The organism is Listeria rocourtiae subsp. hofi, from assembly GCF_963575615.1.
In the GTDB taxonomy this organism is placed as follows: domain Bacteria; phylum Bacillota; class Bacilli; order Lactobacillales; family Listeriaceae; genus Listeria_A; species Listeria_A hofi.
Genome location: NZ_CAUYTL010000009.1, coordinates 1 through 24,755 on the forward strand (window position 1 = coordinate 1; position 24,755 = coordinate 24,755).

Annotated in this window: 22 protein-coding genes and 1 pseudogene; all 23 read left to right on the forward strand. The window is 42.2% G+C overall.

Going from position 1 to position 24,755, the window contains the following annotated elements; translation table 11 throughout:
- Positions 1 to 427: 427 nt before the first annotated feature.
- The 23 genes and pseudogenes from R8925_RS05850 (at position 428) to R8925_RS05960 (ending at position 24,702) form a co-directional block, all read left to right on the forward strand.
- Positions 428 to 1,570, forward strand: coding sequence for an FAD-dependent monooxygenase (locus R8925_RS05850; RefSeq protein WP_430534973.1), 1,143 nt, complete (start codon positions 428 to 430; stop codon positions 1,568 to 1,570).
- Between the two features lie 810 nt (positions 1,571 to 2,380).
- Complete coding sequence (gene murA / locus R8925_RS05855) at positions 2,381 to 3,652, forward strand: UDP-N-acetylglucosamine 1-carboxyvinyltransferase (protein WP_430534974.1); 1,272 nt, start codon at positions 2,381 to 2,383, stop codon at positions 3,650 to 3,652.
- A 254-nt stretch (positions 3,653 to 3,906) separates the two neighbouring features.
- Positions 3,907 to 5,178, forward strand: coding sequence for a transcription termination factor Rho (rho, locus tag R8925_RS05860; protein WP_430534975.1), 1,272 nt, complete (start codon positions 3,907 to 3,909; stop codon positions 5,176 to 5,178).
- Positions 5,179 to 5,280: 102 nt separating this feature from the next.
- On the forward strand, positions 5,281 to 5,526 hold the full coding sequence (locus R8925_RS05865; protein WP_036065627.1) for a type B 50S ribosomal protein L31: 246 nt from the start codon (positions 5,281 to 5,283) through the stop codon (positions 5,524 to 5,526).
- 439 nt (positions 5,527 to 5,965) lie between these two features.
- Positions 5,966 to 7,318 (forward strand): glutathione-disulfide reductase, encoded by a 1,353-nt coding sequence (gene gorA, locus R8925_RS05870; protein WP_430534976.1) that lies wholly within the window; start codon positions 5,966 to 5,968, stop codon positions 7,316 to 7,318.
- Positions 7,319 to 7,535: 217 nt separating this feature from the next.
- A complete protein-coding gene (locus R8925_RS05875) occupies positions 7,536 to 8,822 on the forward strand; it encodes a homoserine dehydrogenase (RefSeq protein ID WP_036069979.1) in 1,287 nt (428 codons plus the stop codon).
- Between the two features lie 3 nt (positions 8,823 to 8,825).
- Positions 8,826 to 9,884 carry a threonine synthase gene (gene thrC, locus R8925_RS05880; protein WP_430534977.1) on the forward strand — a complete coding sequence of 353 codons (1,059 nt, stop codon included), beginning with the start codon at positions 8,826 to 8,828 and terminating at the stop codon, positions 9,882 to 9,884.
- Positions 9,884 to 10,750: a homoserine kinase gene (gene thrB / locus R8925_RS05885; RefSeq protein WP_430535040.1), complete on the forward strand. Its 867-nt coding sequence runs from the start codon at positions 9,884 to 9,886 to the stop codon at positions 10,748 to 10,750. The genes thrC and thrB overlap by 1 nt, the downstream gene beginning before the upstream one ends.
- Before the next feature lie 117 nt (positions 10,751 to 10,867).
- Complete coding sequence (locus tag R8925_RS05890) at positions 10,868 to 11,440, forward strand: thymidine kinase (RefSeq protein WP_430535041.1); 573 nt, start codon at positions 10,868 to 10,870, stop codon at positions 11,438 to 11,440.
- Positions 11,441 to 11,473: 33 nt separating this feature from the next.
- On the forward strand, positions 11,474 to 12,550 hold the full coding sequence (prfA, locus tag R8925_RS05895) for a peptide chain release factor 1 (protein ID WP_430534978.1): 1,077 nt from the start codon (positions 11,474 to 11,476) through the stop codon (positions 12,548 to 12,550).
- 1 nt (position 12,551) lies between these two features.
- Positions 12,552 to 13,406, forward strand: a complete 855-nt coding sequence (gene prmC / locus R8925_RS05900) for a peptide chain release factor N(5)-glutamine methyltransferase (protein ID WP_430534979.1) — start codon at positions 12,552 to 12,554, stop codon at positions 13,404 to 13,406.
- 302 nt (positions 13,407 to 13,708) lie between these two features.
- A complete protein-coding gene (locus R8925_RS05905) occupies positions 13,709 to 14,755 on the forward strand; it encodes an L-threonylcarbamoyladenylate synthase (RefSeq protein WP_430534980.1) in 1,047 nt (348 codons plus the stop codon).
- Position 14,756: 1 nt separating this feature from the next.
- A complete protein-coding gene (locus R8925_RS05910; protein ID WP_430534981.1) occupies positions 14,757 to 15,158 on the forward strand; it encodes a low molecular weight protein arginine phosphatase in 402 nt (133 codons plus the stop codon).
- Between the two features lie 413 nt (positions 15,159 to 15,571).
- Positions 15,572 to 16,813 (forward strand): serine hydroxymethyltransferase, encoded by a 1,242-nt coding sequence (gene glyA / locus R8925_RS05915; RefSeq protein ID WP_430534982.1) that lies wholly within the window; start codon positions 15,572 to 15,574, stop codon positions 16,811 to 16,813.
- A 139-nt stretch (positions 16,814 to 16,952) separates the two neighbouring features.
- Complete coding sequence (gene upp / locus R8925_RS05920; protein WP_430534983.1) at positions 16,953 to 17,582, forward strand: uracil phosphoribosyltransferase; 630 nt, start codon at positions 16,953 to 16,955, stop codon at positions 17,580 to 17,582.
- Positions 17,583 to 17,641: 59 nt separating this feature from the next.
- Positions 17,642 to 18,784 (forward strand): non-hydrolyzing UDP-N-acetylglucosamine 2-epimerase, encoded by a 1,143-nt coding sequence (gene wecB, locus R8925_RS05925; RefSeq protein WP_430534984.1) that lies wholly within the window; start codon positions 17,642 to 17,644, stop codon positions 18,782 to 18,784.
- 880 nt (positions 18,785 to 19,664) lie between these two features.
- A pseudogene (locus R8925_RS05930) lies at positions 19,665 to 20,064 on the forward strand (ATP synthase subunit I).
- A gap of 6 nt (positions 20,065 to 20,070) precedes the next feature.
- Entirely contained in the window at positions 20,071 to 20,787 is a 717-nt protein-coding gene (gene atpB / locus R8925_RS05935; RefSeq protein ID WP_430534985.1) for a F0F1 ATP synthase subunit A, read from the forward strand.
- 104 nt (positions 20,788 to 20,891) lie between these two features.
- Positions 20,892 to 21,110 carry a F0F1 ATP synthase subunit C gene (atpE, locus tag R8925_RS05940; protein ID WP_036065649.1) on the forward strand — a complete coding sequence of 73 codons (219 nt, stop codon included), beginning with the start codon at positions 20,892 to 20,894 and terminating at the stop codon, positions 21,108 to 21,110.
- 73 nt (positions 21,111 to 21,183) lie between these two features.
- Positions 21,184 to 21,720 (forward strand): F0F1 ATP synthase subunit B, encoded by a 537-nt coding sequence (atpF, locus tag R8925_RS05945; protein ID WP_430539411.1) that lies wholly within the window; start codon positions 21,184 to 21,186, stop codon positions 21,718 to 21,720.
- Positions 21,717 to 22,256, forward strand: a complete 540-nt coding sequence (locus R8925_RS05950) for a F0F1 ATP synthase subunit delta (protein ID WP_430534987.1) — start codon at positions 21,717 to 21,719, stop codon at positions 22,254 to 22,256. Before atpF ends, R8925_RS05950 begins: the two co-directional genes overlap by 4 nt.
- Before the next feature lie 28 nt (positions 22,257 to 22,284).
- Positions 22,285 to 23,796 carry a F0F1 ATP synthase subunit alpha gene (gene atpA, locus R8925_RS05955; RefSeq protein ID WP_430534988.1) on the forward strand — a complete coding sequence of 504 codons (1,512 nt, stop codon included), beginning with the start codon at positions 22,285 to 22,287 and terminating at the stop codon, positions 23,794 to 23,796.
- 42 nt (positions 23,797 to 23,838) lie between these two features.
- Positions 23,839 to 24,702, forward strand: coding sequence for a F0F1 ATP synthase subunit gamma (locus tag R8925_RS05960; RefSeq protein ID WP_036073869.1), 864 nt, complete (start codon positions 23,839 to 23,841; stop codon positions 24,700 to 24,702).
- The last annotated feature ends 53 nt before the right edge of the window (positions 24,703 to 24,755 follow it).

The window sequence follows — 24,755 nt, forward strand, 5'->3', positions numbered from 1 at the left end:
ACGAATATACAACAGAAAAAAGAGCAGAAGTGCAGCACCAATATGCATGCGAGCAAAGCGAGCATGTAATCCCCAAAGCTGTTATCACCGAGCCCCGAACTACGAATATACAACAGAAAAAAGAGCAGAAGTGCAGCACCAATATGCATGCGAGCAAAGCGAGCATGTAATCCCCAAAAGCTGTTATCACCGAGCCCCGAACTACGAATATACAACAGAAAAAAGAGCAGAGGCACAGCACCAATATGCATGCGAGCAAAGCGAGCATGTAATCCCCAAAGCTGTTATCACCGAGCCCCGAACCAAGAACATACAACAGAAAAGCAGTAGATGTACCCCCGAAAGACATACCATAAGTCCGATACCCTAGTCTCCCATTTTTTGATAAACTTAAAAGAAAACGTATACAAAAAGTGAGGTGTTATAATTGGCAGATAAATTTTTAATTATTGGCGGTGGAATTGCAGGTTTAATGACTGGAATTGCCCTCCAACAAGCAGGTTTCCAAGTAGAAATTTTTGAGAAGGTGGATGAAGTAGCACGAGTAGGAGCTGGGATTACGGTGGCGCCAAACGGGATGGCAGCGCTTGAACAGTTGGGGCTAGCAGAACAAGTGAAGGCGCTAGGAAATGTTAGTTCTAAAGGGATAGCAATTGTGGATGAGACTGGGGAACCAATCACAAAATTAGCCGATGAAAAGCATGCATTTCCGATTTATGCGATACATAGAGCCGATTTACGGGCTGTTTTATTAGCTGCTTTAGAAGAAGATACTCTCAAACTGGGGCAAAAATGTCATCATATAACGCAGAACGATTCAGGTGTAGCGTTGCAAATGGATGATGGATCCGAAGTTACCGGGGACTATGTGATTGTCGCCGATGGTATTCACTCCACTTTACGAGATAGTATTTTTGGTAAGCAATCGTTGCGTTATGCCAACTATACATGTTGGCGTGGCGTTGCTGAAGGCTGGTCGAACGATGCTGATAGTAATTTATTCACAGAAACTTGGGGGACGAAAGGGAGGATCGGAATTGTTCCATTGGCAAATCAGGAGACATACTGGTTCGCGGTAATCGCTGCATCTGAAAATAGTATCGCACATCAAACATACGAGCTAACCCATTTAGTGGAACGCTTTGGATTATATCATAAGCCAATCTGTGGCGTACTAGAGGCTACGCATCCGGATAAAATTATACGTGGTGATATATATGATTTAGAACCTATGAAAAGTTTTGTGAGAGGGCGTGTTGTATTGGTAGGCGATGCAGCTCATGCTATGACTCCAAATCTTGGACAAGGTGGTTGCCAGGCGATGGAAGATGCAATCATTTTGCGAAACTGTTTGCAAAAAATGGCTACTGTAGGAGAAGCATTTGCGGCTTATAGCAAAGTTAGAGTTGGGAGAACAAAGAAAATTACAGAACGATCTCGATTAATTGGCAAAGTTGGGCAGTTAGAGGCACCTTTTATTTGTAAGATGAGGAATACGATGATGCGTTTGGCACCAGCCTCACCACAACGAAAGCAATTGTCTTACCTATATGATGCCGAGCTATTTTGAATCCTATATAATATGTTATTTCGTGTCTGGCGCTTTTAGAACTAGTTCCTCGAAACTTTCACACCCTAACAAAAACTAAGAGCCAGTTTGTATTGCGCCTCCCTAACAATTTCTTTCGAGGCTAACGGGCTCTTTCAGCTTTGTTGAGACTCTTAAGAAGCGTCGTTAAGCTGAATTAGAGTCTCAATATGCATGAGAACGAAGTGAGCATGTAATCGACTGTACTGCATCATGACCAGCGCCTCCGGATCCAGCTTCAGAAGCCAGCCCCTCGAAGCTTTTTCGGGTCTATGTTGTGGTTCTTAAGAAGCGAAGTGTGCTGAATTAGAACCTCAATATGCATGCGAACAAGGTGAGCATGTAATCGATGTACTGCATCATGCCTAGCGCCTCCGGATCCAGCTTCAACGGCCAACTCCTCGAAAACTTCACACCCGCAATAAAAAGCAAGAGCGGCTTTTTACTGCGTCCGCTCCAGTTTTTGTCGGAGCTGAACGGGCCGTTTCAGCTTTGTTGAGACTCTTAAGAAGCGAAGTGTGCTGAATTAGAGTCTCAATATGCATGAGAACGAAGTGAGCATGTAATCGATTGTACTGCATCATGACCAGCGCCTCCGGATCCAGCTTCAGAAGCCAGCCCCTCGAAGCTTTCACGGCCGCAATAAAAACCGAGAACGGGTTTTCATTGCGGTCGCTCCAAGCTTTTTCGGGTCTAACGGGCTTCTTTAGCTTTTCAATATTTGCAAATTTCCTCAATATCAGGGATAATTATCAACAAGTGAAATCTTTTTAATTAGAAAGAAGGAACGGTATGATTGAGAAATTAGTAATAAAAGGTGGAAAAGAGTTAACAGGGACGTTGCGTGTCGATGGTGCTAAAAATAGTGCTGTGGCGCTTATTCCTGCTACAATTCTGGCCGATTCAGACGTAACAATCGAAGGGTTACCAGATATATCCGATGTACACACATTATATGCGATTCTAGAAGAGCTTGGTGGAACGGTTCAAGCAGATACAGATGCTGTAACAATCGATCCATCTAAATTGACTGATATACCACTACCAAATGGTAACGTAAAAAAATTACGCGCTTCCTATTACCTCATGGGCGCCATGCTAGGTCGCTTTAAAAAAGCAGTTATCGGTCTACCAGGAGGATGTTATTTAGGTCCCCGTCCCATTGATCAGCACATAAAAGGATTTGAGGCACTTGGAGCTACAGTTACAAACGAGCAAGGCGCTATCTATTTGCGTGCCGAGGAATTAAAAGGTGCTCGCATATATCTAGATGTTGTAAGCGTAGGAGCTACAATTAACATTATGCTAGCCGCAGTAAAAGCAACTGGCAAAACGGTCATCGAAAACGCGGCAAAAGAGCCAGAGATTATCGATGTTGCAACGCTTCTTACAAGTATGGGTGCAAAAATAAAAGGTGCCGGAACAGATACGATTCGCATTGAAGGTGTTGAGTCCCTTCATGGATGCCGTCACACTATCATTCCAGATCGTATTGAAGCTGGTACATTCATGATTCTAGCAGCCGCAGCTGGTTCGGGAATCAAAGTTGAAAATATTATACCAGCGCATATGGAGGCTGTGAAGGCCAAGCTTGTCGAAGCTGGTGTATCCATAGAAATGGATGAAGATTCCGCTTATATTGGTAAAAGTGGCGAGTTAAAAAAAGTAGACATTAAAACATATGCTTATCCAGGTTTCCCGACCGATTTGCAGCAACCGATGACAGCCTTATTGGCAGGAGCTCACGGGAGTAGTCTCGTAACGGATACCATTTACCCAAGTCGTTTTAAACATATTGACGAACTAAAAAGAATGGGCGGACGCTTCAAACTTCAAAGTCGCGCTGCTGTTATAACAGGTCCATCTCGTTTAAAAGGAGCAACAGTAACGGCCTCTGATTTACGGGCTGGCGCATCACTTGTTATTGCTGGACTACGTGCTGAAGGCATAACTGAAATTCATGGTGTCGAGCATATTGAACGGGGCTACGGGCGCATCATTGAGAAATTAGAAGGCATTGGTGCGGAGATTAGCAAAGTTAGTCACATCGAAGAAATCGTCTAATATCATCAGCGGAACGACAAGCAATCATCTTCGTCTTTAAAGCCTGTGCTTTGGTGCTCATGTACGTGAGTACATTCCGCTCCAATGTTCCTCGGCTTTGCCTAGTATATAAGTACTTGTTGCTCCGCTGAGGTTCGGTGGTAGATCAAAAAAGAAACACTAGGACTGAAAATTTTCTAGTAAGTCACAAAAAAATTTACCCTCAGCTCTCCTAAATTCCTCTCTACAAAAAATCCAAAAGGTGGTCAAATTATATGCCGGACATATCCATTTCCTATCTGGAAAAACTGACAATTAAAGAAATTTATGCACTTGCTAAGGAACATAAAATTCCTTACTATAGCAAGCTCACGAAAAGAGAACTCAGCTTTGCGTTACTAAAAGCAAGTGCTGAAAAACAAGGATTCTTTTTCATGGAAGGTGTTCTTGACATCATTGCCTCGGAAGGATTTGGCTTCCTGCGCCCCATCAATTATTCCGCGAGTTCCGAAGACATTTACATATCGGCTTCTCAAATTAGACGTTTCGATTTAAGAACCGGTGATAAAGTTTCAGGAAAAGTACGCCCACCAAAAGAAAATGAGCGCTATTTTGGTTTGCTTCATGTCGAGGCGGTTAATGGTGAGAATCCAGAAGTCGCTAAAGAGCGTGTCCACTTCCCAGGCTTAACACCACTTTACCCGGATCGCCAAATTCATATGGAAATCGGTCAAAATCCAATTTCTACGCGCATGATTGATATGATTTCACCAATCGGTTTTGGGCAACGTGGGCTGATTGTAGCACCGCCTAAAGCTGGTAAAACGATTCTTCTAAAGGAGATTGCGAATGCGATTACGGAAAATAGCCCAGACGCAGAACTTATCGTGCTTCTTATCGACGAGCGTCCAGAAGAAGTAACTGATATTGAGCGTTCTGTGAAGGCAGAGGTAGTTAGTTCGACTTTTGATGAAGTACCAGAGAATCATATAAAAGTAGCTGAACTCGTTTTAGAAAGAGCAATGCGACTTGTCGAGCAGAAGCGGGACGTTATCATTTTGATGGACAGCATCACCCGCCTAGCTCGCGCATATAATCTTGTTATCCCTCCTAGTGGACGCACGCTCTCGGGTGGTATTGACCCGGCCGCATTCCACAGACCAAAGCGTTTTTTCGGGGCTGCTCGAAATATCGAAGAAGGCGGAAGTTTGACAATCCTTGCAACGGCTCTTGTTGATACAGGTTCGCGAATGGATGACGTTATCTACGAAGAATTTAAAGGTACCGGAAATATGGAGCTTCATCTCGACCGTGCGATGGCCGAGCGCCGCGTTTTCCCAGCGATTGATATTCGTCGTTCAGGAACACGGAAAGAAGAGCTCTTACTTCCAAAGGAGAACCTGGAACAATTGTGGAAAATTCGCAAAATCATGCCCATTCAAGGTGATGCACTCGACATGTCAGAACGCTTTATTCGTTATTTGAAAAAGACACCGACAAACGCTGATTTTTTCGAAGTTATCCAGACAGAAATGTTTAAAAAATAAGCCTTGCTAAAATAGAAAAGCATTGTTATAATGAGTTTACTGTGTGCAATTGTGCAGAAATTACTCTGTTTCAGATGATTCAGGGCGAAGGAGTTGAAAACAATGAAAGCTGGAATTCACCCGGAATACCGTCAAGTGGTATTTCTTGATACTAGTACAGATTTCAAATTTCTTTCTGGTTCTACTAAGGGCTCGAACGAAACTATTCAATGGGAAGATGGCAACGAGTATCCATTACTACGTGTCGAAATCAGTTCTGATTCTCACCCATTCTATACTGGTAAACAAAAACATGCGACAGCCGATGGACGTGTCGATCGTTTCAACAAGAAATACGGTATCAAATAAAAAAGTCACCCTCTTGGGTGGCTTTTTTATTTGATATGTTGAGCCTATGCTAGGTAAATCGGCGGCAAGCGTTCGCATTGTTGGGACTGTTCGACATGCAATGAGTTACAGTCTCAATATAAGCGTAAACGCAGTGAACGGTTAATCCATCTACCGGTTCTTCTACACTGCGCTCCGCATAACTTCTCGCATGGTCGGGGAAACGACTCCCTCCCTACTTTCAGTCATCACGTACACCAGTACGCTCCGCTTCCGGCTTCCAACAAGCGCAATAAATCCAAACGCTTTCGCTCGATTTGTGTAAATCAGGATATACGTCTTACGCATAAAGATAAAAAAGTAAGAAAAACATAAAAGCTTATAACAAAATCCAAACATTTTCAATTCCATCTTGCTTGGGTTAAAATTGAGGTAGAGATATAAATGAGGAGGTTATCGTGTGGTAGAACATTATGATTATATAGCGATAGGTGGAGGAAGTGGCGGAATTTCATCAGTGAATCGCGCGGCTAGTTACGGTATGAAGTGTGCTCTTGTAGAACCAAAGCATCTTGGTGGCACGTGCGTGAATGTTGGTTGCGTTCCAAAAAAAGTGATGTGGTACGGCGCTCAAATTTCTGAAGCAATGCACAAGTATGCATCTGACTACGGGTTTAGTGTGAAGCAAGAGGATTTTAATTTTGCGAAATTGGTGGAAAACCGTGAGGCATATATAGAGCGAATTCATGGCTCCTATCAGCGCGGACTCGATAATAATAAGGTAGATATTTTAAAAGGATATGCATCGTTTGTTGATGAGCACACGATTGAGGTGAATGGTACGCATTATACGGCAGATCATATATTGATTGCAACCGGTGGGAAGCCAGCTTGGCCAGATATTCCTGGCGCGAACTTTGGAACAGATTCAGACGGCTTTTTTGAATGGACGGAGTTGCCGAAGAGCGTTGCAGTTGTTGGTGCAGGATACATTGCGGTGGAACTTGCTGGCGTGTTACAAGGTTTTGGCGTGGAGACGCACCTGTTTGTCCGGAAGCATGCACCGCTACGCCATTTTGACCCGTTATTAGTGGATACATTGGTAGAGGTCATGAAGGAACAGGGGCCGACACTTCATACAGAGGCAATTCCAAAAGAAATTACTAGCAATGAGGATGGAACAGTGACGCTTCATTTGGAGGATGGCAGAACACAGACGGTAGAGAAGTTAATTTGGGCGATTGGTAGAAAACCGGTGACTGAATCGTTAAATTTAGCAACAACAGCAGTCGAACTTGATAAAAAAGGATACATCAAGGTAGATAAATTCCAAAACACGGCGGTTCCAGGTATTTATGCAGTTGGGGATATTACGGGTCACATTGAGTTGACACCAGTCGCAATTGCAGCGGGGCGCAGGTTATCGGAGCGGTTGTTTAATGGTAAGTTGAATGAGCATTTAGATTATAATCTAATTCCGACAGTTGTTTTTAGTCATCCCGCGATTGGAACGGTTGGCTTGACGGAACCAGAAGCGCTTGAAAAATACGGTGAAACACAGGTGAAGGTTTATACGTCCTCATTTACGTCGATGTATACTGCGATTACGGAACATCGCGAACCGTGTCGAATGAAGTTGGTTTGTGTTGGAGACAATGAAAAAGTGGTCGGATTACACGGTATTGGAACAGGCGTGGATGAGATGATTCAAGGATTTGCCGTTGCAATGAAAATGGGCGCGACAAAAGCTGACTTTGACAATACAGTTGCAATTCATCCAACGGGTTCTGAGGAATTTGTCACGATGCGTTAATTAAGAAGCACCTATAATTTGGAGTTATTGTTAGCTTATTGCTTGCATGACCCAGATACAGGTGCTTTTGTTTTTTTGAATTGGAGATGGTTCGTGGCTCTTTTGTGAACAATGTCCTAAATGAATATTCTGATATGTCAAATAACCCTTTGCTTTATGGGGGGAAATTGCGTATAATAAGCATAATTACATGGTTTATAACTGAGGAGGTTGACAAGTGGAAGCGAAATTAGAAGTTGGGATTTTAGGATTTGGAACGGTTGGTAGTGGTGTTATTCACATTTTAGAAGAGCATGCAGAGAAAATTAGTCAGATGACTGGCTACCAAGTGAGCGTTAAAACGGTTCTCGTGCGCGACTTAGAGAAAAATCGTCGTTACGAGACGAAAGGATTTAGCTTGACCACGGAGCCCTCCGATATTTTAGATGATCCAGCTATTGCGGTAGTTGTGGAAGTTATGGGAAGTATTGAACCAGCGCGAGAGTATGTTTTACAGGCGCTTAAAGCAGGGAAACATGTTGTGACGGCGAATAAAGATTTAATTGCGTTACATGGTGATGAGTTGATTGCTGTGGCGCAGGCGAATAAATGTGATTTATTCTATGAAGCGAGTGTTGCCGGTGGGATTCCGATTTTGCGGACAATCGTGAACGGTCTTGCAGCTGATAAAATTCAGAAAGTTATGGGAATCGTGAATGGCACGACGAACTTCATGTTGACAAAAATGAAGACGGATAAGCGGAGTTACGAGGATGTTCTGAAAGAGGCGCAGGACTTAGGTTTTGCAGAATCAGACCCAACGAACGATGTGGACGGTATTGATGCAGCTCGTAAAATGGTAATTTTGACGCGATTGGCGTTTGGTATGAATGTGGACTTAGCTGACGTGGATACGGTCGGAATTCGTGGGATTGCACCACGCGACATGGAAGTTGCTGAGCAGTTGAAATACGTGATTAAACTGGTTGGCACAGCGGAGGAGAAGAACGGCTCAGTGGCGGTTAGCGTTGGCCCTGTGCTCTTGCCAAAATATCATCCGATGGCGGGCGTGAATAATGAAAATAACGCGGTTTTTGTCACGGGAGCTGCGGCTGGCGAGACGATGTATTATGGACCGGGTGCTGGTGAATTGCCAACAGCTACGAGTGTAGTCAGCGATATTATTACGGTTGCAAAGAACAGCAATTTAGGCACTACTGGCAATGCATTTAATAGTTATAAACATGACACGAAACAAACAGTGCCGGAAGAAATTTTCTCGAAGTATTATTTACGAATTGTCATGGATGATAAAACGGGGACATTCCTTAAGTTAACGCAAATTTTTGCGGAAGCAGGAGTTGGTTTTGATAAGATTTTGCAGGAGCCGTTGGATGAATTTACGGCAACGGTTGTTGTTGTAACGCACACGACGAGTAAAGCGCAACTGGAACAAGCGATTGAAAAAGTGAAACTGGAACCGCAAATGCAAGTCGAAGCGAAATATCAAGTTGTGGAGGGATAAATAATGTACGAAGGATTACTGAAAAGATACAAGGATTATTTACCGATTACTGAAAATACACCGCTAATTGGCTTAGCAGAAGGGAATACACCGCTGATTCCATTGCCGAATTTGTCGAAAGAGCTTGGCGTGACGCTGTATGGCAAATATGAAGGGCTAAATCCGACGGGCTCGTTTAAAGATCGTGGTATGGTGATGGCTGTTGCGAAGGCCAAGGAAGAAGGCGCGACGGCGGTTATTTGTGCTTCAACAGGTAACACATCGGCCGCTGCAGCTGCATATGCTACTCGTGCGGGAATGAAGGCGTATGTCGTGATTCCGGATGGGAAAGTAGCACTTGGCAAGTTGGCGCAGGCTGTGATGTACGGGGCAGATATTATCGCGATTAAAGGAAATTTTGATGAAGCGTTGGATGCGGTTCGCGAGCTTGCCAAAACGGAAGCCGTAGCGCTTGTTAACTCGGTTAATCCGTACCGATTGGAAGGTCAGAAAACAGCTGCATTTGAGATTTGTGAACAATTAGGTGGCAAAGCGCCGGATGTGCTTGCGATCCCGGTTGGGAATGCGGGGAATATTTCAGCTTATTGGAAAGGTTTCAAGGAATGGGATGGACATTTTGGTGTTGGCTTACCGCGGATGCATGGTTTTGAAGCGGAAGGCGCGGCGGCGATTGTTCAAGGCGCACCAATTAAGAATCCGGAGACGATTGCGACAGCGATTCGGATTGGTAACCCAGCAAGTTGGGAATTGGCTGAGGCGGCGCGTGATGAGTCAAAAGGCTATATTCATTCTGTAACGGATGATGAGATTATAAATGCATACAAAAAAGTTGCGGCGCAAGACGGTGTGTTTATTGAACCGGGTTCTGCGGCATCGCTGGCTGGCGTTATCCAACATGTGAAAAGTGGTGCGATTAAGCAAGGCGAGACGGTTGTATGTGTGTTCACTGGGAACGGCTTAAAAGACCCAGATACGGCAATGAGCGTGCATGAAGTTCCTATTTCACATGTAGAAGGTGTGGACGCAATGCGTGATTATTTACGTGGAGGCGTGACGAAATGATTAGAATCCAAGTTCCGGCTACAACAGCGAATCTTGGACCAGGCTTTGACTCATGCGGTCTTGCGCTATCGCTCTACTTGACGCTAGAAGTTTTGGAGCCTACAGCAGAATGGCATATTGCGCATGATCTAGGTGATGGAATCCCGATGGACGCGTCAAATGTCATCATCGAAACCGCACTTATTATTGCGCCGAATCTTACACCGCACAATCTAAAAATGCTTTGTGATATTCCAGCAGCACGCGGGCTTGGAAGTAGTTCTGCGGCTGTTGTGGCAGGCATTGAACTTGCCAATATCCTTGCTAATTTAGAATTGACGCCGGAACGCAAAGTGGAGATTGCTGCGGAAATTGAAGGCCATCCTGATAATGTTGCTCCGGCAGTGCTAGGTAATTTTGTTGTAGGCGCAAAATTGGATGGAGAAGATTTCTACGTTAGGCATCTTTTCCCAGATTGTGCATTACTCGCTTTTATCCCGCAGGAAGCACTTCTAACAAGTGAGAGTCGCGGTGTTTTACCAGCCGAACTTCCTTACAAAGAAGCTGTCAAAGCGAGCAGTATCGCTAATGTGATGATAGCGGCACTATTGCAAAACGATTTAAAACTAGCTGGCGACATGATGGAACGCGATTTATGGCATGAGAATTACCGCGCAAAGCTCGTACCGCATCTTGCCCCACTTCGCAAGTTGACAAAAGCAAATGGTGCATATGCAGCTTGTCTAAGTGGTGCAGGTCCGACAATCTTAATTTTTGCGCCAAAGACAGAAGCTGCGAATTTAATTAAGATTATGGAAGAGTTCGATAAAACGGCCAGCGTGCTTTCGCTAAATGTAGAAGGTAATGGCTCTACGATATTCTCATAATGAAACGACGAGTAAAGCACTGTTTTTCGCTTTACTCGTAGTTTTTGTTGTTCCAATTTCCGCGCTATGATAGAATGAAAAAGAGTTTTTAACATGGAAATGAGAGGTTTTGAGGGAATGGCACAGCTTTTCTTTAGATATGGTTCGATGAATAGTGGTAAAACAATTGAAATTTTAAAAGTGGCGCATAATTATGAGGAGCAAAACAAGCCGGTCGTTATTTTTACATCAGGGATTGATGATCGGGATCAAGTTGGTGTGATTTCGAGTAGAATTGGTTTGAAACGCGAGGCAATCCCAGTATTTTCAACAACGAATCTACATGATGAAGTTGCAAAAATAGATCCGAAACCATATTGTGTTCTGCTCGACGAATCGCAATTTTTGGAGAAAAAGCATATTTTGCAACTGGCAGAAATTGCAGATGGGCTCAACATCCCAGTTATTGCATACGGTCTAAAAAATGATTTTCAAAATGAGCTTTTCGAGGGTTCTAAATATTTATTACTATATGCAGATAAAATTGAAGAAATGAAGACTGTTTGTTGGTTCTGCACGAAGAAGGCAACGATGGTACTGCGTGTCGATGAGGAAGGAAAACCAATGTATAAAGGTGACCAAATCATGATTGGTGGTAATGATCGCTATTATCCAGTATGCCGAAAATGTCACGCCAACCCATCAATTTAAATTTTTGACAACTAAAAAATGAGGTGAACCTAAATGTATGATCGTTTACAAGCCGTGGAAGATCGTTATGATGAGCTAAATGAGCTGCTGAGCGACCCGAATGTAGTTAGCGACGCAAAAAAATTACGAGATTATTCCAAAGAGCAATCTAGCATTACCGAAACAGTCGAGACATATCGAGAGTATAAAGACGTGACTGCGGGACTTGCAGAAACGCGTGAAATGATGAATGAAAAACTCGATGATGATATGAAAGAAATGGTCAAAGAAGAATTTAATGAATTGACACACAAAAAAGCGGACTTGGAAGAAAGGCTTAAACTCTTACTTGTTCCAAAAGACCCAAATGACGACAAAAATGTAATTATGGAAATTCGTGGTGCTGCTGGTGGCGATGAAGCTGCCTTATTTGCTGGGGATTTATTCCGGATGTATTCACGTTACGCTGAATCACGCGGTTGGAAAGCGGAAGTAATGGAAGCAAATGCAACGGGAATTGGTGGTTATAAGGAGATTATCGTATTGATTAACGGATCTGGAGCCTATTCCCGTTTAAAATACGAAAATGGCGCTCACCGTGTACAGCGTGTACCGGAAACTGAGTCAGGTGGCCGAATTCATACATCGACAGCGACAGTGGCGATTTTGCCAGAAGCCGAAGATGTCGAAATTGATATTAAAGATAGTGAAATTCGCACGGATACTTTTGCGTCTAGTGGCGCCGGCGGACAAAGTGTTAATACGACGATGTCCGCGGTACGTTTGACACACATTCCGACGGGGATTGTTGTTTCGATGCAAGATGAACGTTCCCAAATTAAGAATAAAGAGAAGGCAATGAAAATTTTGAGAGCCCGTATTTTTGATAAATTTGAGCGTGAGGCGCAGGAAGAGTATGATACGCATCGGAAATCTGCGGTCGGTACTGGTGACCGTTCTGAGCGAATTCGGACGTATAATTATCCACAGAACCGAGTGACTGACCACCGTATTGGTTTGACGATTCAGAAACTCGATCAAATTATGGAAGGCAAGCTGGATGAGGTTATCGATGCGCTTATTTTGGAAGATCAAACGAGCCGTCTCGATCATTTAAGCGATGGTATGTAAGATGACGATTGCCGAAGTCTTGAACCAAGCAAAAGCCGAATTGACCGCTCGCAATTTGGACCTTAACATCGCTGAAATTATCATCGAAACGAGGCTTGGTCTGACACGTTCCGAGCTATGGATGTCGTTGGACCGAGAAATGCACGTGAGCGAAAAAAAGCAATTTGACGACGATTTCGCGCGCTATATAGGAGGAGAGCCAGTTCAGTACATTTTGGAAGTGGCTCCTTTTTATGGACGCGATTTTTATGTCACACCGAGCGTCCTCATTCCGCGTCCAGAAACCGAGGAGCTCGTTTATGCGGCTGAAAAGTATATCGAACAAAATCCGACTCGTATCCAGCATATTTTAGACGTCTGTACTGGTAGCGGCATTATCCCAATCACATTGAAAGCAATATTCCCTTCGTGTGATATTACTGGTTCTGATATTTCTAAAGAAGCGCTTCAAATTGCCGAGCAAAACAATGCACGACTGGAAACAGATGTCCGATTTATCCACAGCGATTTAGTAGAATATTTTCAAAAAACAGGGGAAAAATTTGATATAATCTTAGCGAATCCACCTTATATTGCAGAATCTGAGCGTGTGGAAATGTCGAAGTATGTGCTAGAAAACGAACCAGAACTAGCGTTATTCGCGCCAAATGATGGTTTAGCAATTTACGAACGACTCATTAAGAATTTGCCAGATATTGTGGATAATTGTTTTTGGATTGGAATGGAAATAGGTTATACACAAGGGCAAGCAGTGAAAAAACTGCTAGAAAAAAGTTTTCCACAAGCTAAAGTTATTGTTAAACAAGATATAAATGGCAAAGATCGAATGGTTATTTGCTCTAATGAACTGATATAGAAGCATTTCTATCTAAGAGATGCTTTTTTCTTGGCTATATTTATCCACAACATTGGGGATAAAACTTTGTGCAAAAAATTTTTTTAATCAAATCTTAATAATTAAAACCCAGTTATCAACACACTTATACACATTATCCACAGATTCACAATTACTTATCCACATTGACAAAGTTATTATCCACAGTTTGGGGATAACTAGGTGAGCAGAGTCCTAATTTTTAAATAAAGCAAGCTCAGACTATAAAAATGGCATCAGAAACGGTAAAATAAGATTAAAGCAATGTAAAGGAGCAAATCCTAATGGAAACCAAGATTTGGCATGTAACAAAGGAGAATGAAATTCAGACGTATCTAGAAGTGGCAAAACTTTTGCAAGCGGGAGAAACCGTAGCCTTTCCTACTGAGACAGTTTATGGGATTGGCGCAGATGCTACCAATGAACAAGCAGTAGCTAAGATTTATGAAGCGAAGGGCCGGCCGTCAGATAATCCTCTTATCGTTCACGTAGCCGACCAATCACAAATCCATGAATTCGTTCAAAAAATCCCGAGCAACGCAAAAAAACTAATGAAAGAGTTTTGGCCCGGTCCGCTGACGATTATTTTACCTCTACAGCCGGAGCGACTGGCTACCAATGTGACGGCAGGTTTGGACAGTGTTGGTGTTCGTATACCAGAACATCCTGTTGCCCTTGGACTTTTGGCTGTGGCTGGAATTCCTGTCGCAGCTCCAAGTGCTAATCGATCGGGAAAGCCGAGCCCGACATCCGGCGAACATGTAGCTGAAGATTTATTAGGGCGGATTTCTGGTATCGTCTTTGCTGGCAAAACCGGTGTGGGTCTTGAATCTACAGTCATTGATTGTACGCTCGAACCTCCAGCTATTTTGCGACCGGGAGGCATTTCGCAAGAGGAAATTGAGGCCATGATTGGTCCAGTTATTTCAGAAACGAAGGAAATGACAAAGCAAGAAGCACCGAAAGCACCTGGAATGAAATACACACATTACGCGCCCAAAGCTCCTATAGCAATCGTTAAGGGAGATACGACATTTTTCCAAAAGCAGATTGATTTAGCAGAAAAGCGCGGAGAGGTCGTTGGAGTACTAGTATCTGATGAATTAGAGGAGCATTTACGGAAGTCAGAATACATGGTAGGGCTTGGGAGTAAGGCTCATCCAGAAGAGATTGCTTACCGATTATATGACCGATTACGTTATTTTGATCGTACTCCTGTGACACTTATTTATACAGAACCATTTGAGAAAGTGGGAATTGGCGAAGCAGTAATGAATCGTCTTGATAAGGCAGCAGGTGGACGCTATATTAAACAAAGTGAGGAAAGTTAGCATGAAAATTTTATTTGTGTGTACTGGAAATACTTGTAGAAGTCCAATGGCGGAAAAAATATTGCAGTGGTTCAAACCTGAATGGGAGGTTCGTTCAGCTGGAATTATAGCAATAGCTGGGGCACCGATGTCGATGCAATCAAAAGAGGTGCTTCAGGAGCATGGATTACCAACTTATCATATCGCGAAACCATTGACTGATGAGTTGGTGGAACAAGCAGATAAAATTTTTGTGATGACGGAACAACATCGGCGTACTCTTGTGGATAAGTTTCCAAACAAAAAAACGGAGCTGATTTCGCCTTATGATTTTGATGTAGCAGATCCATATGGTGGCAGTAAGGCGGATTATGAGTATGCTTTTGCGGAGTTAGAAGAAATGATTACACGAAGATTCTTATGAGATGTTTAGAGGGTGCCTTTGGTGCAGACTGTAGAAAAACTACTTCACATGATTTCCCACCAAAATTCATGCTTTCCATAAAAACCAAAAGCCGGTTTTTTCCTGCGCCCTCTAACAAATTCTGTCGAGGCTAAACGGGCTGATTTTGCTTTTCACATTAGATCTAGCTCCATCAGCCAGCTCCTCGAAAACTTCACGCCCTCCATAAAAATCAAGAGAGGATTTTTCCTGCGGCCGCCCCAGTTTTTTCGGAGCTAACGGGCTGATTCCGCTTTTCATGTTTGTGAATTACCTCACTATTTAGAATTAGTTAATCTTGCGCGAAAATACTTGCAATTTAAGCTGGAATGAGAGATTATTAAACCATGTACGAAGCTTTACTAATCATTTGAGAAAAGGATGGGGATCCACACATGGTTTATCTACAAAAGCACGACAAAGCAGTTTTTGACGCAATTGAGTTAGAGTTAGGCAGACAGCGCAATAATATTGAGTTAATCGCATCGGAGAATTTCGTGACAGAACAAGTTATGGAAGCAATGGGATCTGTTTTGACGAACAAATACGCAGAAGGTTATCCTGGTAAACGTTACTACGGTGGTTGTGAGTATGTTGATATTGTAGAGAATTTAGCCCGTGATCGCGCGAAACAATTATTTGGTGCAGAATATGCAAATGTTCAACCTCACTCTGGTGCACAAGCAAATATGGCGGTATATCATGCTACATTGAAACCAGGGGATGTTGTCCTTGGAATGAATTTATCTCATGGTGGACATTTAACACACGGAAGCCCAGCGAATTTTAGTGGTGAATTATACAAATTCGTAGCCTATGGTGTGGATGAAGAAACAAAACAAATTGATTATGACAAAGTTCGTGAAATTGCACTAGAACATAAGCCAAAAATGATTGTTGCCGGAGCAAGTGCCTATCCACGTGCAATTGATTTCGCTAAATTCCGTGAAATCGCGGATGAAGTTGGCGCATACTTAATGGTGGACATGGCACATATTGCAGGTCTTGTTGCAACAGGGCACCACCAAAACCCAGTTCCATACGCAGATTTCGTAACAACAACAACGCATAAAACATTGCGCGGTCCACGTGGCGGTATGATTTTAGCAAAAGCAGAATGGGAAGCAAAACTTAACAAAGCGATTTTCCCAGGAATTCAAGGCGGTCCATTAATGCATGTTATCGCAGCGAAAGCAGTTGCATTTGGTGAAGCATTACAGCCTGAATTCACGACCTATAGCGAAAATATTATAAAAAATTCAAAACAACTGGCAAAAACATTACAAGAGAATGGTGTGACTGTCCTAACAGGTGGTTCGGATAACCATTTACTATTAATCGATTTAAAACCACTAGGTCTGACTGGAAAAGCAGCAGAAGCAGTGCTTGATGATGTCGGTCTTACTGTAAATAAAAATACAATTCCATTCGAAACAGAAAGCCCATTTGTGACGAGCGGAATCCGCGTTGGTGTTGCGGCTGTGACAACACGCGGTTTTGATGAAGCTGCTATTGCCAGAGTCGGGAAACTCATTGCGAAAGTGTTGCATAATTTAGAAGACGAAACAGTGCATGCTGAGGTGAGACAAGAAGTAGCAGAGATTACAGCAGAATATCCATTATACCCATCATTATAGGAAATATAAGGAGTCTTACTAGCAAAACTGTTAGTAAGGCTTTTTTTGTAGCATTTTTTGCGAAACGATTTAATACTTGCACAAGCGCGATTCTCTGATACAATAAGAGAAGGAAATTTACCTTAAAGGAGCGAATACAATGGCAAAAGTACACGTAATAGATCATCCATTAGTCCAACATAAATTGACAATTATCCGCGATAAAGATACTGGAACAAAGGCATTTCGTGAATTAGTAAACGAGGTCGCAACCTTAATGGCATATGAAATTACACGCGATGTAGAGTTAGAAGATACAGTTGTTGAAACACCACTACAAAAAACCCCCGCAAAAACAATCGCAGGTAAAAAGCTTGGTGTCGTTCCAATTTTACGCGCAGGTCTTGGAATGGCAGACGGAATCCTAACTCTCATCCCAGCTGCAAAAGTTGGACATGTCGGACTATACCGTGATCACGATACACTAGAACCAGTGGAGTATTTTGTAAAGTTGCCATCTGATGTAGAGGAGCGACTATTCATTGTAGTTGACCCAATGCTTGCAACAGGTGGATCAGCAATCATGGCTATTGATTGCTTGAAAAAACGTGGCGCTAAAAATATGAAATTTATGTGTTTAGTTGCTGCTCCAGAGGGAATTAAAGCATTACAAGAGGCACATCCTGATGTAGATATTTTCGTAGCTGGTTTAGATGAAAAACTAGATGGACATGGCTACATTATCCCAGGACTTGGCGACGCTGGTGACCGCTTGTTTGGCACAAAATAATAGAAACATGAAGCGGGGAAGCAAGGGTTTCCTCGTTTTTTCAGAAAGGGTTGGGAACTATGAGTAAAATTAAAGTTATGAGTGTTTTCGGAACACGACCTGAAGCAATAAAAATGGCTCCACTCGTTTTAGAATTCGAGAAACAAAAAGAATTTTTCGAGTCCCGCGTCGTTATTACAGCGCAACATCGCGAAATGTTAGATCAAGTGCTAGATATTTTCAACGTGCAGCCAGATGTTGACTTAAATATCATGCAGAAACAACAAACATTGACTGATATCACCACGCGTGCAATGCAAGGATTGAATGATGTTATCGCAGAAGAAAAACCTGATATCGTTCTTGTTCACGGTGATACAACAACAAGCTTTGCCGCGGCTTTAGCAGCTTTTTATAATCAAACGGCGATTGGTCATGTAGAGGCTGGCTTGCGCACATGGAATAAATATTCACCGTTCCCAGAGGAAGCAAATCGCCAACTGACAGGTGTGATGGCTGATCTGCACTTCTCGCCGACATCACAATCTAAACAGAACCTGCTAGAAGAAGGTAAAAATCCAGATACTATTTTTGTTACAGGTAATACAGCTATTGATGCGCTGAAAACAACAGTTCAAGAAGACTATCATCATCCTATTCTTGATGGGCTAGGAGAAAACCGACTAATCCTAATGACGGCACATCGTCGTGAGAATTTAGGTGCGCCAATGCAGGGGATTTTTGAAGCTGTTCGTGAAGTAGCAGAGTCCCGCGAAGATGTGGAAATTGTGTACCCAATGCATATGAACCCGGCCGTTCGCGAAAAAGCAACAGCGATTCTTGGCGGCCATCCACGTATTCATCTTATTGAGCCATTAGACGCCATCGACTTCCATAACTTTTTAAAGAAATCGTATCTTGTGTTCACTGATTCAGGCGGTGTACAAGAAGAAGCACCAGGAATGGGAGTGCCCGTTTTAGTTTTACGGGATACAACTGAGCGACCAGAAGGTGTAGAAGCTGGGACATTAAAACTTATCGGTACGGCGAAAGAGGATTTGAAAAAAGAAGCATTCGACTTACTAGATAACAAAGATGCCTATCTTAAAATGGCTAATGCGAACAATCCGTATGGTGATGGTGAAGCATCCGCGCGCATTTTAGAAGCCATCAAATTCCATTTCAAAAAAACAACCGAACGCCCATCAGATTATACAGTATAATAATGGTAAGACCATCTTTCGTTAAAAAATTGGACGCGGAGGATGGTCTTTTGTTAGATAATACGTGATTTCTTACATCTAAAAAACTATGAAAAAGCAAGAAATGCCAATGGAAGCGCCTCACTATTACAGATACATTACGAGATTAGTTTTTGCTAGTGGTTTACAGCAGATTGTGTTAAGATGAACAATATTATTACAAAAAAGCCTGAAATTTAGCTGTTCATGAAATGCGTAAAGGGATAATTGCTGCAAGTCAGCACTGTCTCAATCCCGCCGGCGTCTTACATTCATGAAGACGTGGACAGAATTGACCAAAGTGTGCCGGGTAATTATAACTTTATATTCAAGCTGTACGTGTCTAGCTATTTTCCCTGGAAAGAAAGCTTTCGCAACCACGTATCTTGCTGAAAGTCTTTTGCCAAATCGGGTAAGAGCTTTTTTTGTATAATTAAATGTGAAAGTGTAAACAAAATTTGAGCTTTCCATGAAATTTGGAGGTGTAATTTAGTAAAAATGGTTTTGAAATCCAATCCAAATAATACCTGTAACTAGTGAAATCAGAGCAATCTACAAGATTTTTCAAAAAAATGTTAAAAATCAATTCGCATTATTTCCTTGAAGCTATGTTATTGTGGTAAAATTATTATTAAGTAGGTACGGAATTTGTGAAAAGATATTGACTTTTTACTTTTGCCTATTGTATGCTAAAAACTGACGCACTGATAAGGCTTACAGCTGTGTTTAATTTTTTGTTAGCAAATGGGTCATGTGTAGAAAATCACAAACTCTAAGCTTACTTCTGTCTTAAAATCCGAGTCACATTTTATAGACGGGGAGCAAGAAATACCAATAACATTAAGAAAGGACATCTGCCGGAATGTTAGAATCACTAATAGGAATGTATCATCGTCATCAGAAATACATCATTGCTTTTGTCGGTATATGTGTAGCTGGATGGTTACTAACCCCACATGTACATATTTTTTTGGGGCTAAAACTGGGGATTATTGTAGGTTGGTTTAACTACTGGCTGTTGATGAGACGTACACAAGCCATGACGAAAGCGATTGCCGAGAAGCGAACCTTTTATGGCATGGGCACAACAGCGAGGATGGGAAGCGTTCTACTTGCAACAATCATTGCGACACAAGTACCGGATTTCTTTCACATTTATAGTATGGTGATAGGTTTGGGCATTGTTTATTCCGTGGTTTTCTTGGATTTTGTTATCTATTCCATCTACCGGAAGAAAAACGCTTAAAAAGAGAGAGGGGTGAACCAAATTGGAAGAGGAATTTCCAATATGGTACTTAGGGAAATTGGCATTTAACTTGTCTAATGTCCTGATGATCACAATCACATGTGTTATCGTACTATTTATTGCTATCTTTTGTACGAGAAAGCTACAAATGCGTCCCACAGGAAAACAGAACTTTATTGAATGGGTGATGGACTTTGTTAAAGGCATTATCAACAGCAATATGGACTGGAAAACTGGTGGGAGATTCCACGTATTAGGTATTACGCTGATATTCTTTATCTTCGTAGCTAATATGTTAGGATTGCCAATGCAAATAGCTGTCGGTGGTGAAGTATGGTGGCGTTCACCTACTGCCGATCCGATTGTAACACTAACCTTGGCCGTGCTCATTATCGGGTTGACTCATTATTATGGAATCAAACTTAGAGGAGTTAAGCATTACGTTGTAGGAACTTATTTCAGCCCAATGAAGTTTTTATTCCCATTGAAGCTTGTAGAAGAGTTCGCCAACACATTGACACTCGGTTTGCGTCTATACGGTAACATTTTTGCAGGGGAAGTATTGCTAAGCATCATCGCTTTACAATTAGCACATATCAACCCAGTAGTTGGCGTATTTGCGATTATTCCAGCAATTGTTTGGCAAGGATTCTCGATATTTATCGGGGCAATTCAAGCCTACCTATTCACCGTGTTGACAATGGTTTATATGTCGCACAAAGTAAGTGACGAACACTAAGCAACACTCGCCACATCTAAGTAAAGTCAGAGCTATGGGGCAAAACCCATAATCTTTTTATAAACAAAAATAATTTAGAAGATAATTCGAGGAGGATATTAATTATGTCATTAGGTGCAATCGCAGCAGCAATCGCCGTAGGTTTAGGAGCTCTAGGAGCAGGTATTGGTAACGGACTTATCGTATCAAAAACAGTTGAAGGTGTTGCTCGTCAACCAGAAGCACGTTCTATGCTACAAACAATCATGTTCATTGGTGTTGGTTTAGTTGAGGCCCTTCCAATCATCGCAGTTGTTATCGCGTTCATGGTAATGAATAAGTAATCAAAAACGTGGCGGGACCAACTCGCCATTCCTTTATGTGTCAAAAAACATGAAACGATAAAAAGTGAAATGGATGGAAAGGAGTGAATCGAACGTGCTAGGATTTAATATTGCACTAGGTTCAGCCACTTTTGCAGCTGGTGATGTTATTTTTACCGTCATATCATTCTGTATTTTGTTAGTCTTAATCCGAATCTTTGCTTGGAAACCTTTGATGAATGTCATGAAGGCCCGTGAAGAGCATATCGCATCGGAAATCGACTCTGCAGAAGAAAGTCGTGTACAAGCAGAAGCACTGTTAGTAGAACAAAAAGAAGTTCTTCAACAAGCTCGTCTAGAATCTCAAACAATGATTGAGAACGCAAAACAGCTTGGTGAGAAGGAACGTGAAGAAATCATTAAAGTTGCGCGTGCTGAAAGTGAACGCATTAAAGAAGAAGCCAAAAGTGACATTACTCGCGAAAAAGAAGATGCTATCAAAGCGCTTCGTGAACAAGTTGGCTCCTTGTCTGTGCTAATCGCATCCAAAGTTATTGAAAAGAACTTGGATGAAGAAGCACAAGCTACACTTGTACAAGAGTATATCGGAAAGCTAGGCGATGATAAATGAGCAAAGATTTTGAGGTTGCGAATCGTTATGCCGTAGCACTTTTTGAAGTTGCAAAAGAGAAGCAATTAATTGATCAGTTCGATACGGAACTCGCTGTTGTGAAAGAATCGATAGAACAAAATACCGATTTTACCACACTAATCGAAAATCCAACGCTGACAGACGATGCTAAGAAAAATATGATTGCTAGTGTTTTTACCGGTTTAACGCCAATATTGCAAGATTTTATTTTCCTTTTAATCGACCGAGGACGTGAGGATTACCTAGTAACTATCATTGATCGCTATTTACAAAAAGTAAAAGATGCTCGTGGCATTGCTGATGCGGAAGTTTATTCTGTTATCCCGCTTTCAAAGACAGAGGAAGCAGAACTATCCAAAGCATTTGCAGCAAAAATGGCTAAAAACGAGTTAAATATTCATAATCATATCGATCCGACTCTTCTAGGAGGCGTGCGGGTAGTTATTGGAAACCGTATCTATGACGGCAGTCTAAAATCTAAACTAAGAGACCTGGAGCGACAAATTAAATTGTAGGCTTTCAGTGTAACAAGGGGTGAATTTGATGAGCATAAAAGCTGAAGAGATTAGTTCTCTCATAAAGCAACAAATTGAAAATTATCAATCTGAGCTAAAAGTTAGCGATGTCGGAACAGTTACCTATATTGGTGATGGTATCGCGCGTGCTCACGGATTGGATAACGCGATGGCTGGGGAGCTTCTTGAGTTCTCAAACGGCGTTATGGGTATGGCTCAAAACTTAGAGACCAATGATGTTGGTATCATTATTTTGGGGCCTTATACTGAAATCCGTGAAGGCGATGAAGTTCGTCGTACAGGAAAAATTATGGAAGTCCCAGTTGGTGACGCCCTTATCGGTCGTGTTGTCAATGCATTAGGACAACCAGTCGATGGCTTAGGACCAATCGAAACAACGAATACACGTCCAATCGAAGCGATCGCACCAGGCGTTATGCAACGTCAATCGGTTAGTGAACCACTTCAAACAGGAATTAAAGCAATCGATGCCCTTGTTCCAATCGGTCGTGGTCAACGTGAGTTAATCATTGGTGACCGTCAAACTGGTAAAACAACCGTGGCAATCGATACTATCTTAAACCAAGCGGACCAAGATATGATTTGTATCTACGTTGCTATTGGTCAGAAAGAGTCAACAGTTCGTACCGCAGTAGAAACATTGCGTAAACACGGAGCGCTTGACTACACAATCGTTGTCACAGCATCTGCATCTCAACCAGCTCCATTATTATACTTAGCTCCATACGCTGGTGTTGCGATGGGTGAAGAATTCATGTATAACGGCAAGCACGTTTTGATTATTTATGATGATTTATCTAAACAAGCTGCTGCATATCGTGAACTTTCCTTGCTACTTCGTCGTCCTCCAGGTCGTGAAGCCTATCCAGGAGATGTTTTCTACTTACACTCCCGCTTATTAGAACGTGCTGCAAAATTGAATGACTCATTAGGTGGCGGCTCAATCACTGCCTTACCATTCGTAGAAACACAAGCCGGAGATATCTCTGCTTATATTCCTACGAACGTTATCTCGATAACAGACGGTCAGATTTTCTTGCAATCAGATTTATTCTTCTCTGGTGTACGTCCCGCAATAAATGCCGGGTTATCCGTATCCCGTGTTGGTGGATCAGCACAAATTAAAGCTATGAAAAAAGTTGCTGGGACGCTTCGTCTAGATTTAGCGTCTTACCGTGAGCTAGAATCATTCTCGCAATTTGGGTCAGATCTTGACGCAGCAACACGTGCTAAATTAGAACGTGGTAAACGCACAGTAGAAGTTCTAAAACAAGATTTACACAAACCGCTAAAAGTTGAAAAACAAATCCTAATCCTGTACACATTGGTTCACTCTTTCCTAGATGATGTTCCTGTAACAGATGTGCTACGTTTTGAAAGTGAAATGAATACGTGGTTCGATCATAACCGTCCAGAACTATTGGAAACAATTCGTACAACGAAATCATTACCAGACGAAGCAGAATTAGACAGTGCGATTAAAGAATTCAAAAATACATTTGTTCCTTCAGAATCCTAATCAGTTTTTGCTGAACAAACGAAACAAAGGTGGTGAAAATCTTTGGCATCTTTAATAGATATTAAACAGCGAATCACGTCTACAAAGAAAACCAGCCAGATTACAAAGGCGATGCAAATGGTTTCTGCATCCAAACTTGGTCGTGCAGAAGAAAAAGCAAGAGCCTATGCCCCGTATGTAGAGAAAATTCGAGATGTTGTAACCCATGTTGCTTCTGGAAACAGCGCAGACCACCCAATGCTAGTATCACGAGCAGTCCACAGAACAGGCTATATCGTAGTTACTTCGCATAAAGGTTTGGCAGGTGCTTATAACAGCAACGCTATCAAAGAAGTCTACAAACAAATTCAACAAAAGCATACCTCAAGCGATGAATATGCAATTATCGCTCTTGGGAGAGCTGGCGCAGACTTTTTTAAAGCCCGCGATATGAATGTTGTTTTAGAAGTACAAAGCATTTCGGATCATCCAATTTTTGCCGAGGTTAAAGATGTTGCGCGTAATACCGTTCAAATGTTTGAAGATGGCGTTTTTGATGAAGTGTTCATCGTCTACAATCATCACGTGAACTCGATTTCTCAAGCCATTAGGAACGATAAATTGTTGCCACTCACGGAGTTTCATGAAAATGAGACAGAGCATGATTTAACAACATATGAATTTGAACCTTCTGAAGGCGAAATTTTAGAAGTATTATTGCCGCAATATGTCGAGAGTCTGATTTTCGGTGCCATTTTGGATGCCAAAGCCGCAGAGCATGCTGCCCGTATGACAGCTATGAGAAGCGCGACTGACAATGCAACTGATATTATCGATGATTTATCATTACAATATAATCGTGCTCGCCAAGCTGCGATTACGCAAGAAATAACTGAAATTATCGGTGGTGTGGCGGCTCTCGAATAATTATTTGAGGGTTCGTTTATCCACCCTAAAAGCTCCCAACGAGGGAAAAGCAA

Bases quoted from the DNA above. Each gene is read 5' to 3' on its own strand.
- murA (WP_430534974.1), top strand. From the start codon at position 2,381: ATGATTGAGAAATTAGTAATAAAAGGTGGAAAAGAGTTAACAGGGACG.
- rho (WP_430534975.1), top strand. From the start codon at position 3,907: ATGCCGGACATATCCATTTCCTATCTGGAAAAACTGACAATTAAAGAA.
- R8925_RS05865 (WP_036065627.1), top strand. From the start codon at position 5,281: ATGAAAGCTGGAATTCACCCGGAATACCGTCAAGTGGTATTTCTTGAT.
- thrC (WP_430534977.1), top strand. From the start codon at position 8,826: ATGTACGAAGGATTACTGAAAAGATACAAGGATTATTTACCGATTACT.
- R8925_RS05890 (WP_430535041.1), top strand. From the start codon at position 10,868: ATGGCACAGCTTTTCTTTAGATATGGTTCGATGAATAGTGGTAAAACA.
- prfA (WP_430534978.1), top strand. From the start codon at position 11,474: ATGTATGATCGTTTACAAGCCGTGGAAGATCGTTATGATGAGCTAAAT.
- prmC (WP_430534979.1), top strand. From the start codon at position 12,552: ATGACGATTGCCGAAGTCTTGAACCAAGCAAAAGCCGAATTGACCGCT.
- R8925_RS05905 (WP_430534980.1), top strand. From the start codon at position 13,709: ATGGAAACCAAGATTTGGCATGTAACAAAGGAGAATGAAATTCAGACG.
- R8925_RS05910 (WP_430534981.1), top strand. From the start codon at position 14,757: ATGAAAATTTTATTTGTGTGTACTGGAAATACTTGTAGAAGTCCAATG.
- glyA (WP_430534982.1), top strand. From the start codon at position 15,572: ATGGTTTATCTACAAAAGCACGACAAAGCAGTTTTTGACGCAATTGAG.
- upp (WP_430534983.1), top strand. From the start codon at position 16,953: ATGGCAAAAGTACACGTAATAGATCATCCATTAGTCCAACATAAATTG.
- wecB (WP_430534984.1), top strand. From the start codon at position 17,642: ATGAGTAAAATTAAAGTTATGAGTGTTTTCGGAACACGACCTGAAGCA.
- atpE (WP_036065649.1), top strand. From the start codon at position 20,892: ATGTCATTAGGTGCAATCGCAGCAGCAATCGCCGTAGGTTTAGGAGCT.
- atpF (WP_430539411.1), top strand. From the start codon at position 21,184: ATGGAAAGGAGTGAATCGAACGTGCTAGGATTTAATATTGCACTAGGT.
- R8925_RS05950 (WP_430534987.1), top strand. From the start codon at position 21,717: ATGAGCAAAGATTTTGAGGTTGCGAATCGTTATGCCGTAGCACTTTTT.
- atpA (WP_430534988.1), top strand. From the start codon at position 22,285: ATGAGCATAAAAGCTGAAGAGATTAGTTCTCTCATAAAGCAACAAATT.